At 71.5% G+C, this 15,565-nt stretch carries 15 protein-coding genes and 1 pseudogene; 7 read left to right on the top strand and 9 right to left on the bottom strand.

All coding sequences use genetic code 11. From position 1 onward, the window contains the following. Positions 1-151 precede the first annotated feature (151 nt). Positions 152-484: a hypothetical protein gene (locus ACTOQ1_RS13505; protein ID WP_440067050.1), complete on the bottom strand. Its 333-nt coding sequence runs from the start codon at positions 482-484 to the stop codon at positions 152-154. Positions 485-661: 177 nt separating this feature from the next. Between ACTOQ1_RS13505 and ACTOQ1_RS13500 the strand changes: the two are divergent. From ACTOQ1_RS13500 to ACTOQ1_RS13490, 3 genes and pseudogenes are all read left to right on the top strand, one after another. Continuing rightward, positions 662-883 (top strand): annotated as a pseudogene (locus tag ACTOQ1_RS13500) (helix-turn-helix domain-containing protein); the annotation flags it as partial. 8 nt (positions 884-891) lie between these two features. Then, the gene (locus ACTOQ1_RS13495) at positions 892-1,485 is read left to right on the top strand and encodes a DUF5753 domain-containing protein (protein ID WP_440067048.1); all 594 of its coding nucleotides are present in this window, start codon (positions 892-894) and stop codon (positions 1,483-1,485) included. After that, positions 1,476-1,670: a DUF397 domain-containing protein gene (locus tag ACTOQ1_RS13490; RefSeq protein WP_440067046.1), complete on the top strand. Its 195-nt coding sequence runs from the start codon at positions 1,476-1,478 to the stop codon at positions 1,668-1,670. Before ACTOQ1_RS13495 ends, ACTOQ1_RS13490 begins: the two co-directional genes overlap by 10 nt. Positions 1,671-1,852: 182 nt before the next feature. On the opposite strand, the gene ACTOQ1_RS13485 is transcribed toward ACTOQ1_RS13490, so the two are convergent. The 6 genes from ACTOQ1_RS13485 to ACTOQ1_RS13460 form a co-directional block, all read right to left on the bottom strand. Next, positions 1,853-2,275 carry a type II toxin-antitoxin system VapC family toxin gene (locus ACTOQ1_RS13485; protein ID WP_440067044.1) on the bottom strand — a complete coding sequence of 141 codons (423 nt, stop codon included), beginning with the start codon at positions 2,273-2,275 and terminating at the stop codon, positions 1,853-1,855. Beyond that, complete coding sequence (locus tag ACTOQ1_RS13480; RefSeq protein ID WP_440067042.1) at positions 2,275-2,526, bottom strand: type II toxin-antitoxin system Phd/YefM family antitoxin; 252 nt, start codon at positions 2,524-2,526, stop codon at positions 2,275-2,277. Before ACTOQ1_RS13480 ends, ACTOQ1_RS13485 begins: the two co-directional genes overlap by 1 nt. A 205-nt stretch (positions 2,527-2,731) precedes the next feature. Continuing rightward, positions 2,732-4,510 carry a thiol reductant ABC exporter subunit CydC gene (gene cydC / locus ACTOQ1_RS13475; protein ID WP_440067040.1) on the bottom strand — a complete coding sequence of 593 codons (1,779 nt, stop codon included), beginning with the start codon at positions 4,508-4,510 and terminating at the stop codon, positions 2,732-2,734. Beyond that, positions 4,507-6,300 (bottom strand): thiol reductant ABC exporter subunit CydD, encoded by a 1,794-nt coding sequence (cydD, locus tag ACTOQ1_RS13470; protein ID WP_440067038.1) that lies wholly within the window; start codon positions 6,298-6,300, stop codon positions 4,507-4,509. The genes cydC and cydD overlap by 4 nt, the downstream gene beginning before the upstream one ends. A gap of 16 nt (positions 6,301-6,316) precedes the next feature. Next, on the bottom strand, positions 6,317-7,084 hold the full coding sequence (locus ACTOQ1_RS13465; RefSeq protein WP_440067036.1) for a cytochrome d ubiquinol oxidase subunit II: 768 nt from the start codon (positions 7,082-7,084) through the stop codon (positions 6,317-6,319). A gap of 9 nt (positions 7,085-7,093) precedes the next feature. Beyond that, a complete protein-coding gene (locus tag ACTOQ1_RS13460) occupies positions 7,094-8,278 on the bottom strand; it encodes a cytochrome ubiquinol oxidase subunit I (RefSeq protein WP_440067035.1) in 1,185 nt (394 codons plus the stop codon). A 166-nt stretch (positions 8,279-8,444) separates the two neighbouring features. Between ACTOQ1_RS13460 and ACTOQ1_RS13455 the strand changes: the two genes are divergently transcribed. Continuing rightward, complete coding sequence (locus ACTOQ1_RS13455; protein WP_440067033.1) at positions 8,445-8,774, top strand: PadR family transcriptional regulator; 330 nt, start codon at positions 8,445-8,447, stop codon at positions 8,772-8,774. Positions 8,775-8,973: 199 nt separating this feature from the next. Then, positions 8,974-9,882: an alpha/beta fold hydrolase gene (locus ACTOQ1_RS13450; protein WP_440067031.1), complete on the top strand. Its 909-nt coding sequence runs from the start codon at positions 8,974-8,976 to the stop codon at positions 9,880-9,882. Between the two features lie 182 nt (positions 9,883-10,064). Here ACTOQ1_RS13450 and ACTOQ1_RS13445 read toward each other — a convergent pair whose 3' ends face one another. Continuing rightward, positions 10,065-10,754, bottom strand: coding sequence for a permease prefix domain 1-containing protein (locus ACTOQ1_RS13445; RefSeq protein ID WP_440067029.1), 690 nt, complete (start codon positions 10,752-10,754; stop codon positions 10,065-10,067). Between the two features lie 166 nt (positions 10,755-10,920). On the opposite strand from ACTOQ1_RS13445, the gene ACTOQ1_RS13440 reads away from it, so the two are divergent. After that, on the top strand, positions 10,921-11,757 hold the full coding sequence (locus ACTOQ1_RS13440; protein ID WP_440067027.1) for an alpha/beta fold hydrolase: 837 nt from the start codon (positions 10,921-10,923) through the stop codon (positions 11,755-11,757). 82 nt (positions 11,758-11,839) lie between these two features. Here the strand turns inward: ACTOQ1_RS13440 and ACTOQ1_RS13435 are convergent, their stop codons facing one another. Next, positions 11,840-12,901: a pentapeptide repeat-containing protein gene (locus tag ACTOQ1_RS13435; protein ID WP_440067025.1), complete on the bottom strand. Its 1,062-nt coding sequence runs from the start codon at positions 12,899-12,901 to the stop codon at positions 11,840-11,842. 162 nt (positions 12,902-13,063) lie between these two features. Between ACTOQ1_RS13435 and ACTOQ1_RS13430 the strand changes: the two genes are divergently transcribed. Further along, on the top strand, positions 13,064-15,445 hold the full coding sequence (locus ACTOQ1_RS13430) for an ExeM/NucH family extracellular endonuclease (protein WP_440067023.1): 2,382 nt from the start codon (positions 13,064-13,066) through the stop codon (positions 15,443-15,445). Positions 15,446-15,565 lie beyond the last annotated feature (120 nt).

Genomic DNA, 15,565 nt, shown 5'->3' with positions numbered 1-15,565 from the left:
CCGCCCTGGCACAGTTCGCAGACCGTGGCGCGGCATACACAGGTCCAGCTCACCGGCCTTACGCGATCAGCGATCCGATCCGAAGGCCGCCACCGCAGCCGCGTGTGATCGCGGTGCGCCATGGCCACGTGTGGACTCAGACAGTCCTCAATCAGCATCGCAACGGGTCTCCACGCAGCGGCGGCGACACCGGGTGGCCCTGCTGTAGTTCCTCGTACCGACGGGCGACGCAGCGGGCGGCGGCCGGGTTGTCCACGGTGTAGGCCGTGTAGAGCCGTCGGCGGCTCCGCCCCGAGAACTGTCCCGTCCACCAGCGGTAGACGAAGCCGTCGATCCAGGCCAGAAGATCGACCCAGACCGACACCAGGGCGACGTCGTAGCCGTCATGGACGTCCACGGCTATCCCATGCTGTTCCAGCGCGTTACTCAGCTGGTCAGCGGCATGTACGGCAGGCGTTCCGGTCAGCAGAGCGGGAGCGATCATCGTTGTCCGTCTCCTCTCGGCGCGGTTGACGTGCGTGCTCGGATTCCCCTTCCAAGCCTGTCGCCAGGCGACTACGTTCGGTAGGTATGCGCCTCCAACGCTCAATCCGCACATTCGGTTGCGTCTCATGTAGGACCCACAACGATCCGTGTAGAGCCATGAAGGACGGGAGCGGAGATGCCCTCACCGAGCGAACTGGACGCGAACGCCAGCGTCCTTGCTTACTGGGGTTCTGAACTGCGCAAATACCGCGAGCAAGAACAATGGAGCCAGAAGGAACTGGCGCACAGGACCTCCTACTCCACCTCCCTCGTCGGTCTCGTCGAGACGGCCAAGCGCGCCCCGACGAGAGAGTTCGCGGCGAAGTGTGACGAGGCGCTGGAAGCCGGTGGTGCTCTCGTCCGTCTGTGGCCCTTGATCGGCAGAGACGTCTACCCGTGTGGTTTCGGCCGTTCGTCGAGTTGGAACGAGAGGCCCGGACCCTGCGAAGCTTCCAGCCCGTCCTCGTGCCGGGACTGCTCCAGACCGAGGACTACGCGCGGGCGGTCCTGCGCGCGGGACGACCAGGCGACACCGACGAGCAGGTAGAGGAACTGGTCGCCGCGCGCATGGAACGGCAACGCATCCTCACCAAGCCGGACCCGCCCATGTTCTGGGCCACCCTCGATGAGGCCGTGCTGACCCGCCCCGTTGGTGGCCCGCAGGTCGTGCGCAAGCAGCTGGAGCAGCTTCTCGAACTGGTCAAGCGGCCCCGGATCACCATCCAGGTCATCCCGCTGGAGGTGGGCGCGCATGCCGGTCTAACTGGGGCTTTCGTGATCGCGAGCTTCAGAGGATCGCCCGATATAGCTTATTTGGAAACCGCAGCCGAAGGTCAGATCGTCAACGGTCCCACCGAGATCGAGACTCTGTTGACCCAGCTTGACGCGCTACGGGCCTGCGCCCTGCCGCAGTCCGCCTCGGTGGCCTTGATGGAGAAAGCGATGGGATCATGGACCTGACGGACGCCCGGTGGTTCAAGAGCAGCCGCAGCGGCGGCAACGGCGGCGACGGCGTCGAGGCGGCCACCAACCTCCCCGGCATCGTGGCCGTCCGCGACAGCAAGAACCCCGACGGCCCCACCCTGGCGTTCACCCCCGAGGCATGGGCCGACTTCATCACCTCAGTGAAGGCGGACACGATCTAAGACGTTCTCCTTCCGAGACGGTGACCGGCTTCCGCCATGGTGTCGCCGTCCGAATTCGCCTCGCGAGCCCTTCGGGTGTTACGGCATTCCGTGCGAGGCAGGCGGCCCCGGGCGCTTCCCGTCCGGTGCCGAACACCGCCACACCAGGACGTGATCGCTTGCCGGGCCACCGCGTTCTCTCGTCAGTGCGGCGGCTCGAAGGGGTTGACCACGGACACGCCCGTCCCCTCGAAATCCTTGACGTTCCTGCTGACCAGGGTCCATCCGTTCACCCTGGCCGTCGCGGCGATCAAGCCGTCCGCCGTGGGGAGCGGGCGGATGGCGTTCAGTCGCCCCCACTCCTCCGCGACTTCGGAGGTGACGGGAACGATGCGGTCGCTGAACTGTCGGTGCAGTCCGTGGAGCCAGCGCTCCAGGATCGTCGCCTGCGCGGGGTCGCTGTGCCGGCGACGCTCGACTCCGCAGCGGATCTCACCGACCGTCAGGCTGCTGAGGTAGAGCGTGGGTCCGTGAGCCCCGCCTATCCAGTCCTTGACGTACGGGCTCCCGTTTCGCTTGCGCACTTCGGAGACCACATTCGTGTCGAGCAGATAGCCGATGCCCATCAGTCGAAACCCACCTCTCGAGGTAAGTCCCGGTTCCGGGGAAACTCGATGTCATCGTCCCAGTCGGGGGCGGCGAGAAGGAATCGCCCGAAGTCGGGGTCCTCTCCTTTGAGACGGCGATACTCGGTGATGTCGATGACCACGGCCACCTCCTCTCCGTGCCGGGTGACCACCTGGGGACCCTCGCTCATCGCCCGCCGGACGACCTCACTGAAGCGCTGCTTCGCCTCCTGAACCTGCCATCCGCCCATGAGGATCTCCTGTCTAGTCTGTCCAGACCCAGCGTAGGGCAATGCAAGATCACACGCAGCGACAGACGCCACCTGCTCGGTCGGCGCCGATTCTCCACGTCAGGCGGTCTCCCGGAGATCCCAGCCTCGACTCATGTCGTACTCGCGGAACTACGTGAGGTGTCTCCGGCTCCCTTGACGCGGCCGGGGAGTACTCCGGAAGCGCTCACCGGCCCGCGGTCAGGGCCTCAGAGCGCCACAGGTCGCGGTAGTAGCCGGGGGAGGACACCAGTTCCTCGTGGGTGCCCCGCTGCGTCACCGAGCCGTTTTCCAGTACGACGATCTCGTCCATCGGCTCAAGCCCGCGCAGGCGGTGGGTGACGAGCAGCGTCGTGTGGCCGTGGGTGGCGTCCAGGAGGTCGGCCATGAGCGCGTCCGCCGTCGTCTCGTCCAGGGCCTCGGCGGGCTCGTCCAGCAGCAGCACCGGCGGGTCGTGCAGCAGCGCCCGCGCCAGCGCCAGCCGCTGCAACTGGCCCCCGGACACCGTGCGCCCGTCCTCCCCGAGCACCGCGTCCCAGCCGGTGCGCTCCACCCACCGGTCCAGGCGCGCCCGCCGCACCGCCTCGGCCAGCTCCTCGTCGCCGGCCTCCGGGCCCGCGAGCCGCAGGTTGTCGCGTAGCGACGTCTGGAACACGTACGGATCCTGCGTCAGCCCGGTCATCACCCGCCGGGTGTCGTCGGCCGCCAGCTCCCGGACGTCCACCCCGCTGACCCGGATCGTCCCCGACTCGGGCTCGACGAGGCGCATCAGGGCCGACAGCAGGGTGCTCTTGCCCGCGCCGCTGGGTCCGACCAGGGCGACGCGCCTGCCGGGGGTGAGCGTCAGGCTCACGCCGTCCAGTGCCGGGGGAAGCCCGGCGCCGTGCCGTACCACCAGGTCCTCGATCTCGACGGTGGGCGGCCCGGCGGGGACCGCGACGGGAACGGCCGGCTCGGCCACCGCCGGCGGGGTCGCGCCCACCTCCCGCAGGCGGCGCAGGGCGGCGAGCACCCCGGTCAGCCGCTCCCCGGCCGCGGCCATCGGCAGCACCGGCTCGAAGGACACCAGCGAGACCAGCGCGAGCACCGCGGTGGCCACGGCCCCCGCCCCGGAGTTCATCGCCAGCAGCACGACGGCCGCCACGGTGAGTCCCTGGGTGAGCAGGCCCAAAGCCGAGGCCACCGCGTTCGCCCGCGCCTGCCTGTGCTCCAGCGCCGCCAGCCGGGCGTCGGCCTCGGCGGCGGCGGCCAGTGCCCGCTCGTCCGCCCCGTAGGCGGCCAGGTCGGCCGCGCCGTGCACGAGGTCGGCGACCCGGGCCGCCAGGTCCGCCCGCGCGGGCGCGATCCGCGCCGACCAGCGCCGCGCGGCGGCGGCCGTGCCCGCAGGGATCAGCACCCCGGCCACCAGCAGCCCGGCCAGGAGCGCCAGCGCCGCCGCCGGAAGCAGGAACAGCCCGATCACCACCGCGGCCACCCCGGTGACCAGCGCCGCGACCGCCGGGAGCAGGCAGCGCACCAGCAGGTCCTGTACGGCGTCGGTGTCGTCGACCATGCGGCTGAGCAGGTCGGCTCCGCGCTTGTTCGACGATCCCGTGGGAATGAGGGCCTGGTAGAGCCGTTCCCTGGTCGTCGCCTGGGCCCGCAGCGCCACGTCGTGACCGGCCAGGCGCTCCCCGTAGCGGAAGACGCCCTTGGTCGTCGCGAACGCCCTCACCCCGACGATCGCCACGCTCAGCGCCGCCAGCGGCGGCTGCTCCGCGGCCCTGGTGATGAGCCACGCGGCGGACCCGATCAGCCCGAGCCCGGCCAGCTCGGCCGCCGCCGCCCCCGCCGCGGCGAGGACCAGCCGCCCTCCGGTCCGGCCCGCCGGTCGCTCATCCGTGCGATCCGCCGGTCGTCCGTCCGCCTCGCTCGCCGGTCGCTCGGCTGTCCGGCCCGCTGCCGGGATCCCGCTGACGTCGGTCACGAGGTGATCTCCTCTCGGGTCCCCGCCGGTGCTCTGTCCTCTGCGGCCCCGGTGTCCCTTGCGGCCCCTGTGTCCCCTGTGTTCTCGGCCACCACCCGGCCGTCGGCGATCCGGATCACCCGGTCGGCCAGGTCGATCATCGCGGGCCGGTGGGCGACGATCACGGCGGTACGGCCCTCGGCGAGGTCCCGGGTCGCGCTCACGATCGCGCCCTCGCTGCGGCCGTCGAGCCGCGCGGTCGGCTCGTCCAGCAGGAGCAGCCCGGCGTCCGGACGGCAGAACGCGCGAGCCAGCGCGACCCGCTGCCGCTGCCCGGCGGACAGGTTGGTCCCCCGCTCGCCGAGCACGGTGTCGTAGCCCTCGGGCAGCGCCGTGACGAACTCGTCGGCCTGCGCGGCCCGCGCCGCGGCCCTGATCTCGCCGATCGTCGCGCCGGGGGCGCCGAGCCCGATGTTGTCGGCCACCGAGGTGGCGAAGAGATGCGGTCGCTGCGGTACGAACGCCAGCCGCGCGCGCCAGGAGTCGTGGTCGCCGATCTCGGCGCCGTCGACCAGGACCCTGCCCTCCGAGGGAGTGACGAAGCCGAGCAGCAGGTGGAGCAGGGTGCTCTTGCCCGCCCCGCTCTCGCCGACCAGCGCCACCCGCTCACCGGGCGCGATCACCAGCGACACGTCCTCCAGCGCGGCCTCCTCACGGTCCGGGTAACGCACCGTGACGTGCTCCAGCCGGATCTCCGGTGCCCCTCCCGGGCTCGGTCCCTTCTCCTGCCCCGGCGTGCCTGCCGTCGCCGTACGGGGGCCCGCGTGCTCCTCGCGCGAAAGCGGTGCCCCCGCCCTCGCCTCCGCCTTTGTCGGCTCCGCCTGGCCGTCGAGTACGCCGAACGCCTCGTCGGCGGCGGCGACGCCCTCCATCGCCGCGTGGAACCTGCCGCCCATGTTGCGCAGCGGCAGGTACGCCTCCGGCGCCAGGAGCAGGACCAGCAGCGCGGCCGACAGGTCCAGGGAGCCGGACAGCAGCCGCAGGCCCACCGGGACGGCCACCAGGGCCAGCGAGAGCGACGCGGCCAGCTCCAGCACCAGCGAGGACAGGAACGCCACCCGCAGCGTGCGCATCGTCGCCGCCCGGTGGGCGTCGGCTACCCGCCGGATCACCTCGGCCTGGTAGCGGGCCCTGCCGAAGGCGCGCAGCGTGGGAAGGCCCCTGACCACGTCCAGGAAGTGCCCGCCGAGGCGGGAAAGGGCTCTCCACTGACGTTCCGTCACGGCCTTGGTGTGCATGCCGACCAGCGCCCCGAAGATCGGGATGAGCGGCAGCGTGACCAGCACGATCACCGCGCTGGCCAGGTCGGCGGTGAACAGCCGGACGAGCACCGCGATCGGCACGACGCCCGCGACCGCCACCGCGGGCAGGTAGCCCGTCAGGTAGGGGTCGAGGGCGTCCAGACCCCGGCCGGTCAGCGTCACCAGCTCGCCCGAGCGCTGGGAGGCCGGCCTGACGGGCCCCAGGTCGCGCACCCGCGCCAGCAGGCGATGCCGCAGGGCGGACTTCACCCCGGTGGTCATGCGTCCGGCGGCGATCCCCTGCCCCAGGGTGAGGAGCGCCCGGACGCCGACGACCAGCGCCAGCAGGATCAGGGCCGGGGCCGCGAACCGCCCGGACAGCACCCCGGCGAGCAGCTCCGCCTGGACGAGGACGAGCAGCCCGGTCAGGACGGCGGCGGCCAGGCACACGGCCAGGTGGCGGCGGACGGCCCGCTCGCCCAGTGCCAGCCGTACAAGATCCTTGTGCATGCCAACCCTAGAGAGCTCAGAAGAACGAGGGAACCCGATCGGAGGCGGCGCGTCCGGGACCGAACGTCCGCCATACCCATACTTGCGCACCCACCATGACCGGTGCGAAGGGAAGAATCATGACACTGAGCACACTTAGCGTCCCGGCGGGCGCCGTACGGTCGAGCAGCCAGGGGGCGAGCACGGCGAGCAGCACCGCGACGGGCGCGGCGGCGGCGCACGCGGAGAGCAGGAGCGCCCGGCCGGTGCGGCGCGCGCCGGTCACCCGCCCGGGCAGCCGCCACGAGAGGAACGTCCGGCCGTGGAAGGCGAGCAGCGCGGCCACCACCAGCCCGCCGGCCAGTCCCGTCAGGCCGATCGCGGGCCCGGTCAGGCCGGCCACCGCGACCAGGGCCATGCCCCAGCTCAGCGCCAGGCCGTACGAGCCGACGACGATCGCCCAGTCCCAGGTCGACCGCCACGCGCTCCCGTCGGCGCGGCGGCGGAACCAGAGCCCGGCGTCGCGGACGATCCACGACACCAGCAGGGAGACCACGAGCGGGTAGAGGCCGAACAGCACGTCCCCCTCGATCGAGGGGAAGACGCCGAACAGCACGCCCGCCACGGCCACCAGCCAGACCTCGTTGGCCAGGATGAACGGCGCCATGGCGGCGACGATCTCGTCCCGGTCCTTCCGTGTCCTGCCGAGGACGGGCAGGAGCATGCCCACGCCGATGTCGAAGCCCTCCAGGGCGAAGTAGCCGATCAGCAGGAGGGCGAACACGCCGAGCCAGAGGATGTCCACGGTCTCTCCCTAGTGGCTGAGCGCGTGCGCGCGCTCGGTGGGGTCGGCCGGCGCGTCGGCGCCGAGGGTGACGGCGGCGGGCCCGCGCCGCACGGTACGGGCGATCAGTACGTAGTCGATCACCGCGAGCAGGGCGAGCACGCCGCCGAAGGCGATGAGCGAGACGGTGACCATCCCGGAGGTGAGGCCGGGGGACATGGCGTCGGCGACGGTCAGCTTCCCGTTGATCAGCCAGGGCTGCCTGCCGGACTCCCTGGCCAGCCAGCCGAGGATCGCCGCCACGAACGGCAGCGGGGTGATCGCCATCAGCACGGGGTGCGTCCAGCGCCAGCGCGGCAGCCAGTACACGGTCGGCGCCAGCACGAACATGATGAGAAACTGGAGCAGCTGGCCGATCATGATCATGAAACCGAGCCCCAGCCCGGCCAGGCCCCCGTCGTCGAACTTGCCCGGCTGGACCGCGCCGATCGCGCCGAACTGGGCGTAGCCGAAGCCGACCGTGAGCAGCGAGCCGACCAGCGAGGTGATCACTCCCGTGCGGAGCGAGCTCGTGAAGAACTCCCGCTCGGCGGTGCGCCGGAACAGCTGGTACGCGCTGGCCCCCATCACCACGAAACCGCCGGTCCACAGGCCCGCGCCGAGCACGTGAGGCAGCGCCATGGTCAGCGTCGGGTTGGTGAGCAGCGCGCCGAGGTCGGTCAGGACCAGGTGGCCGTCGCGCTCCACGGCTCCGGCCGGGTTCTGCAGGAACGAGTTGGCCACCATGATCCAGAAGGCGGAGAGGTAGGCGGTCAGCGTCACCACCCAGATGCACGCCACGTGGAGCCATTTCGGCAGCCGGTGCCAGCCGAAGATCCACAGGCCCAGGAAGGTGGACTCCAGGAAGAACGCGCCGAGCGTCTCGATCGCGAGCGGCGCGCCGAAGATGTCCCCGGCGTAGTGCGAGAGGCCGCTCCAGTTCATGCCGAACTGGAACTCCATCACCAGCCCGGTGAGAATCCCGAGCGCGTAGTTGATCACGTAGATCTGGCCCCAGAAGCGGGTCGCCCGCTCGTGGACCGGTTTGCCGGTGACGGCGTAGCGGGTGTGCATGATCGCGATCAGGGGGGCCAGGCCCAGGGTCAGCACGACGAACAGGAAGTGGAGGCTCCCTGTCACGGCGAACTGTGTCCGGGCCAGGTCGAGCACGTCCACGGTCTCACCTCCATAGTTATGTTTGTCTACCTATAGACATACTACATGTAGAACGCCTACATGTAGTATGTCTATACGAGAGGTAGGCTGACGACGTGAGCGAGCGAAGCGAACTAACCGCCGGGTGCGGTGACACGGGATCCGTCCGGCGGGCGGAGGTGACCGGGTGAACCCCGACGCGCTCCGCGGTCACATGGACGCCCTGCTGCTCTCCGTGCTGGAGCACGAGCCGCTGCACGGCTACGCGATCATCGAGGCGCTCCAGGCGCGCAGCGGGGGCGCGCTGAACGTGCCGACGGGCACCGTCTACCCGGCGCTGCGACGGCTGGAGCAGGCGGGATACCTGGCCAGCGAGTGGGCCACGGTGAGCGGGCGCAGGCGGCGCACCTACCGGCTGACCTCCTCGGGGCGCACGGCCCTCGCCGGTGAGCGCTCCGCCTGGCGGGAGTTCGCCGGAGCCATCGGCAGCGTCCTGGAACCGCGCACCACCCGCTGACACCTCCCCCGAGTCGCCGGCCGAGGGCGGCGGGATGGTGCCGGGACGGTGTGCGTGTGTGGTGCCGGCGGGATGATGCCGGGACGGTGTCCGTCCGCGGCCCGCTCGTTCGTCGGTAGGACGAAACCACCTTCCCCGGCTGCCCGTGACGACGGGCGAGGGGAGGGAGATCCGACGACGAAAACCGAAGGACGGCATGATGAACGTTCCGCAGGTGTCCCGGCCGCCAGGCGCGACGGGCAACGAGAAGATCGTCCAGGTCAACGGCGTGGACCTGTGCACGGAGACCTTCGGCGACCCCGCCGATCCGGCGGTCCTCCTCGTGGGCGCCTCGATGCTCACCTGGGAGGACGCGTTCTGCGAGCGACTGGCGGCCGGTGGCCGGTTCGTCATCCGTTACGACATCCGCGACACCGGCAGGTCGACCGGCTACCAGCCGGGTGCCCCCGGCTACACGCTCCGGGACTTGGTCGCCGATGCCGCCGGCCTGCTCGACGCCCTCGGCTTGGCCCGCGCCCACCTGGTGACCTTCTCCGTGGGCGGCTGGATCGGCCAGCTCCTGGCGCTCGATCATCCCGGCCGGGTCGCGTCACTCACCCTGATCTCGACACGCCCCACCGCGCCGGGCCCCAGCGACCCCGACCTGCCGGAACACTCGCCCGAGTTCATGGCCGGCTTCATGGCGGCGGCCGAGCCCGACTGGGCCGATCGGGCGGCTGTGATCCGGTATCTCGTGGAGGGCGGGCGCCGCTACGCGGGCTCACACCCCTTCGACGAGGTGGCCAGGCGCGACCTCGCGGGCCGTGTCTTCGACCGCACCGTCAACGTCAGGGCCAGCCTGACGAGCATCGCCTTCATCGATCACGGGGACCGCTGGAGGGAACGACTCCCGCAGATCGGCGCGGCGACACTCGTGATCCACGGCACCGAGGACCCGTTCTTCCCGTACGGGAACGCGCTTGCCCTGGCCGAGGAGATTCCAGGGGCCGAACTGCTCCCGCTGGAGCGGACGGGCCACGAACTGCCCCGGGTGGTCTGGGACGTCGTCGTTCCGGCCGTCCTGCGGCACACCTCGGACGGGAGACCGGACGACCGGGCCGGGCGGTGAGCCCCCGCCGCGAGGAGGCGGGCGCCGAGGCCACGCGACGACCGGGGCCGGGGCCGGGGACGGGTCCGGGTGAGGTGGGAGCGCTCAGGCGGTGGACCAGGGGCGGGGACGGGCCCACGCCTGCCAGAGAGGGCGCAGGCGGTGCAAGGAACCGGGCACGGGCTCGCGCCTGCCGAGAGTGCTCAGGCGCTGACGGGGGCGGGCTCGCGCCGGGTGATGCTCAGGCAGCGGAAGGCGCAGTACAGCTGCACGGACCAGATCGCGTAGCTCAACAGCGACGCGACGGCCCCCGGGAGGAAGTCGCCGAACCCGGCGGAATCCTGCGAGCCGAACATCAGCGCCCCGCACGACACGAGCATGACCGGCATCATGGCCCAGACGAACAGGCCCAGGGCCCGGGTGACGAGCCGGGGCCGCCTGATCCTGCGCAGTCCCCGGCCCAGCGCGAGCAACGCGAGCCCGCCGACCAGGCCGATGAACATCTGGAGCGCGTCCACGCCGCGGGCGACCAGGATGAACCAGTCCGGCATGCGCTCGTACGCCGTCGGGGCGCTGGGGAAGATCTTCCAGATCACGTTCCACATGATCGCGGTGAGCGGCACGCCGACGAACAGCAGGACGGCCAGCCTCCGGCCCGCCGATTTGGACAGTTCCTCCTGATAGCCGGGCGCGATCTCACGGATCGGCCCGAACTCCTCGACCGCGGCCCGCTCGGCCTCGTCGCGCCTCAGGCCGTCGCCCTCCAGCGCCTCGGCGGTGTCGAGCAGGCTGTCGCGCGCCTCGGTGATCAGGTCGAGCTTCGGTCTCCGAGGACCCCTGAGAGTGCGGCTGAGCCCGGTCACGTAGTCCTCGATGACCCCGGTGCCTGCCATGTACTCTCCAGTCGCCCGATTCCCGTCCAGGGTATGCGTTTCCCATCCTGGTCTCCCGGCCGGGAGCCGCGCATCGGGGACGACCCTGAGAAGACCCCGAGTCGACCCGTTCCCACCTGCGCATACGCTCGAATCCAGCGACGCCGGCGGGAGGGAGGACTTCGTCGTGAGATTCAGGGACCTCAAGGTGCGGGAGGGCACGCTCGCCAACGACCTGCCGTACTACGCCCTCGGCGACGGCCCGCCGCTCGTCGTGCTGCGCTGGTTCACCCCCGCCCACGCCAACCCGGCCGGGTTGGCGCGCGGTGTGGAACTGCGGATGCTGGCCCCACTGGCCCGCCACTTCCGGCTGTACGCCGTGGGCCGCGCTCCCGGCATGGCTTCGGGAACCACCATGGCCGACATCGCCGCCCGGCACGCCGAGGCGCTCCGCGCGGAGTTCGACGGGCCGGTCGACGTGCTGGGCCTGTCGTCTGGGGGTTCGGTGGCGCTGCAGCTGGCGGCCGACCATCCGGACGTGGTGCGCGCGCTGGTCGTCGCCGGGGCGGCGCACAGGCTCACGCCGGAGGTCAGGCGGCTGCAGCGCCGCTACACCGAGGCGGTCGCCGCCGGGCGGCGCGGCCTGCAGCACCAGGCGATCACGGCCGCCGCCTCGCCCGCCGGGCGGGCTCTGGCCGGGGTGCTGCTGTGGCTGCTGGACCCGCTGGTACGTCCCGGCGACCCCCGTGACATGCTCGCCTTCGCCCGCGCGGAGGACGGGTTCGACCTGGGCGGACGCCTGGCCGACGTCGTCGCCCCCACCCTGGTCCTGGGCGGTGAGAGGGACCTCGACTACCCGGTCGAGCTTTTCCGGGAGACCGCCGAGGGGATCCGCGACGGCCGCCTGATCACCTATCCCGGCCTCGGTCACCTGGGGGTGTTCCGCAGCGGCCGGTTCGCCGCCGACGTCACGGCCTTCCTCGCCGGGATCGGTCCGGGAGAGAGCACCCGCGCGATCTCCTAGTCCCACCGCCTCGGAACCGCCTCGGAACCGCCTCGGAACCGCCTCGGAACCCCTTCGGGACACGCCGTTCGGCGCGGAGGTCTCACCCGTGGTCGGGGGCGCGCCACAGGGACCACCAGCGCAGCCCCAGCCGGGCACCGCGCGGGACGACGGCGAGCGCGCAGCCGCTCATCCTGAGCCCCTCGGGGTGGCGGATGCCGGTGAAGAGGCAGGTGCTGAGGTCCAGGTCGGCGAGCTCCAGCTCCTCGGCGTCCACCTCGTGCAGCGAGGTCACCCGGGCGCCGTCACGGCCCCGCACCATGGCGGGGCCGTGCAGGGTCGCCCCCTCCAGGTCGGCCTCGGCGTCGTCGAGCCGGACGTTCAGCCGCCCGCCCACCTCCAGGCGCCGCAGGTCCACCGAGCATCCGCCCGTGGTCACGTCGAGGCCCTTGCCCGCCCACGCCCCGGCGAGGGTGAGGTGGCGGCCGACCGAGATCGGGGCCAGGTAGCCGCCCGCCGAGAAACGCGCCCCGTCGAACCCGGCCAGCCCGCCGAAACTCGTCTTGCGGAAGGACACCGTACGGCGGAACCTGCACCCTCTCAGGGTCGCGTCGCCCGCGAAGCCGGTGCCGTCAAAAGTGACAAAACCATGGAAATCAGCGCATTCAAACGACGCGGTCCGGTTGAAGAGCGCGCCCCCGAACAGGGCGTCACCGTCGATGGAGACCCGGTCGAAGGCCGCGTGCCCGGTGATGGCGACACCGTGCAGGGACAGCCCCCGGTCGAACCTGGCCTCCCGGAAGGAAACGTTGCGCGCGAAACGGGCGTCGAAGAAAGAGGCGAGGCGCCGGAAGTGCGCGTGGTCGAACGAGACGTCCCCGCCGAAGGCGATGTCGCCGAACCGAACGCTCTCGGGAAAGGTGGCCCAGTCGAACCTGGCCCGGCCCAGACGTCCCCGGGTCGCGCCGAGGATCCGCTCCAGCAGATCCCTGCCGACGACGGTGGCCCGCAGGTCGACGGCGGAGCCGGGGGAGAGCCCGCGGACGACCTCGTCGAGCTCGGCGGCGTCCAGATGGGCCAGGCACCGGCCGTACGGCTGCCGCGCGGATCCGGCGCACTCCGGGGAGGCGGCGCAGGTCACCCAACCCACGTCCAGAGTTCTCATGTCCAAGTGATACCCGCGGACGCCGGGGCAAGCGACTTCTAGGTCAAGGAAAGCCATATCTGGCCAGGCTGGATAGACATGAAGTGTCAACATTCTGGATTTCACCGTCTATCCACTTATATGTGAGTGTTCTGCGATGCAGAGAGCCTTACGCTCCGGTTCATGCGTGCTTTATCCCGGGCGTTCGCCGCCCTCGTCGCCGCCGGCCTCGCCACCACCGGCGTCGCGGCCCTCGCCTCAGCCCCGGCCCTGGCGGAACCGGGCACCGTCGTCATCAGCCAGGTCTACGGCGGCGGCGGCAACGCCGGAGCGCCGCTCGCCAACGACTACGTCGAGCTGTTCAACCGCAGCGCCGCGCCCGTCGCCCTGGACGGCTGGTCCGTCCAGTACGCGAGCGCCACCGGTACGGGAAACTTCGGCGCCAACCCGGTCGTCCCCCTGGCGGGCACCCTCGCGCCCGGCCAGTACCACCTGGTCCAGCTGGCCGGAGGCGCCAACGGCTCCCCGCTGCCCGCCGCGGACACCACCGGGACGATCAACCTGAGCGGCTCCGCGGGCAAGGCGGCCCTGGTCCGCTCGGCCGAGGGGCTGGCGTGCAACGGCGGCTCCGCCCTCTGCGCGCCGGAGCAGACGGCACTCATCGCCGACCTGGTCGGGTACGGCACCGCCAACTACTTCGAGGGCACCGCCGCCCCCGCGCTCTCGGCCACCCTGGCCGGCCTGCGCAGGGACCACGGCTGCGCCGACACCGACGTCAACGGCACCGACGTGGAGGCCGCGGCCCCGGCGCCGCGCAACCGGGCCACCGCCGCCGCGCCCTGCGGCGCCGTCGAGCCGACGCCCACCCCCACACCGACCCCGACCCCGACCCCGACGGTGGAGCCCACCCCGAGCCCCACCCCGACGGGGGAGCCGTGCGAGACCCCGGCCACCCACCAGATCGCCCAGGTGCAGGGCAGCGGTGACGTCAGCCCGCTGGCGGGCCAGAACGTCCGCGTCGAGGGCGTCGTGACCGCCGACTTCCAGGCGACCACGCAGCTCGGCGGCTTCTTCCTGCAGGACCCGACCCCGGACGCCGACCCGGCCACCTCCGAGGGCCTGTTCGCCTTCGCCCGCGACTCCTTCGAGGACGTCAAGGTCGGCGACCGCGTCCTGGTCACCGGCAGGGCCGTGGAGTTCAACGGCTGGACCGAGCTGTCGCCGGTCACCGCCGTGGACATCTGCGGAAAGGGCACCGTCGCGCCCGCCAAGCAGAACCTGCCGCGCGCCGAGGGCACGACCTTCGAACCCGTCGAGAGCATGCTCGTCACCTTCCCCGAGCCGCTCACCCTCAACGACCACTACAACCTGGGCCGCTACGGCGAGGTCACCGTCGCCTCCGAGGGACGCCTGTTCCAGCCGACCGACCGGCCGGGCGTGGACGCAGCCAGGAACGCGCGGCGCGCCCTGCTGGTGGACGACGGCTCCACGGTGGAGAACCCCGCGACGATCCCCTACACCGACCCGCGCACCGTCCGCCTGGGCGACACCGCGCTCGGCGTCACCGGCGTGATGGGGTACGGCTTCGGCAAGTACCGGCTCCAGCCGACCAAGAAGATCAACTTTCTCCGGACCAACCCGCGCCTGCCCGTGCCGTTCCCGGTCATCGGCAACGTCAAGGTGGCCAGCTTCAACACGCTCAACTGGTTCACCACCCTCGGCTCGCGCGGCGCGAGCAACGCCGCGGAGCAGCAGCGCCAGCTGGCCAAGCTGGTCGCCGCGCTGAAGGGCATGAACGCCGACGTCGTCGGCCTGATGGAGGTCCAGAACAACGGCCAGACCGCGGTGCAGGCCCTGGTCGACGCGCTCAACGCCGAGGTCGGCGCGGGCACCTACGCGGCGATCGCCCACCCCCACCCGGGCACCGACCTGATCCACGTGACGGCGATCTACAAGCCGGGCAGGGTGCAGCCGGTGGGAGCCGCCCGCTCCTCCACCGACCCGGTCTTCCGCAGGCCCCCGCTGATCCAGACCTTCCGCCGGGTCCAGGGCGGCCAGTCCTTCACCGTGCTGGTCAACCACTTCAAGTCCAAGGGCTGCGACGCGCAGGCCGTGGGCCCGGACGCCGACCAGGGTGACGGGCAGAGCTGCTACAACGGCGAGCGCGTACGCCAGGCACAGGCGACACTGGGCCTGATCGACAGCCTGGACCTGACCAACCCGCTGGTCCTCGGCGACCTCAACGCCTACGGCGAGGAGGACCCGATCGACACCCTGGAGGCCGCCGGCCTGACCAGCGTGACCAAGAGGTTCGTCCCGGCGCCGCTGCGCTACAGCTACCTCTTCGACGGCCTGGTCGGCGAGCTGGACCACGCCCTGGTCGGCAAGGACCTGCTCAAGCGCGTGACCAGCGCGACGATCTGGCACATCAACGCCGACGAGAGCCGGATCCTCGACTACAACACCGAGTTCAACCCGCCGGGCCTCTACGAGCCCGACGCGTTCCGCTCCTCCGACCACGACCCCGTGGTCATCGGACTGACCCTGTCCGGCGGGAGGCGCTGACCCGGACCGGCGGGCGATGACGCGTACCTCCGCGGGGCCGCCGGCCCCGCGGAGGTAGTGCCGCATGAGGAAGTACGAGAAAGAGAGCCGTCATGTTCACGGCTACGCGTGCCGTGCCGG

Source organism: Streptosporangium sp. OZ121 (assembly GCF_051918885.1).
Classification (GTDB): domain Bacteria; phylum Actinomycetota; class Actinomycetes; order Streptosporangiales; family Streptosporangiaceae; genus Streptosporangium.
This window is presented reverse-complemented; position numbering and strand designations above follow the sequence as displayed.

Bases quoted from the DNA above. Each gene is read 5' to 3' on its own strand.
- ACTOQ1_RS13505 (WP_440067050.1), bottom strand. From the start codon at position 484: ATGATCGCTCCCGCTCTGCTGACCGGAACGCCTGCCGTACATGCCGCT.
- ACTOQ1_RS13490 (WP_440067046.1), top strand. From the start codon at position 1,476: ATGGACCTGACGGACGCCCGGTGGTTCAAGAGCAGCCGCAGCGGCGGC.
- ACTOQ1_RS13485 (WP_440067044.1), bottom strand. From the start codon at position 2,275: ATGGGCATCGGCTATCTGCTCGACACGAATGTGGTCTCCGAAGTGCGC.
- ACTOQ1_RS13480 (WP_440067042.1), bottom strand. From the start codon at position 2,526: ATGGGCGGATGGCAGGTTCAGGAGGCGAAGCAGCGCTTCAGTGAGGTC.
- cydD (WP_440067038.1), bottom strand. From the start codon at position 6,300: ATGCACAAGGATCTTGTACGGCTGGCACTGGGCGAGCGGGCCGTCCGC.
- ACTOQ1_RS13450 (WP_440067031.1), top strand. From the start codon at position 8,974: ATGAACGTTCCGCAGGTGTCCCGGCCGCCAGGCGCGACGGGCAACGAG.
- ACTOQ1_RS13445 (WP_440067029.1), bottom strand. From the start codon at position 10,754: ATGGCAGGCACCGGGGTCATCGAGGACTACGTGACCGGGCTCAGCCGC.
- ACTOQ1_RS13435 (WP_440067025.1), bottom strand. From the start codon at position 12,901: ATGAGAACTCTGGACGTGGGTTGGGTGACCTGCGCCGCCTCCCCGGAG.
- ACTOQ1_RS13430 (WP_440067023.1), top strand. From the start codon at position 13,064: ATGCGTGCTTTATCCCGGGCGTTCGCCGCCCTCGTCGCCGCCGGCCTC.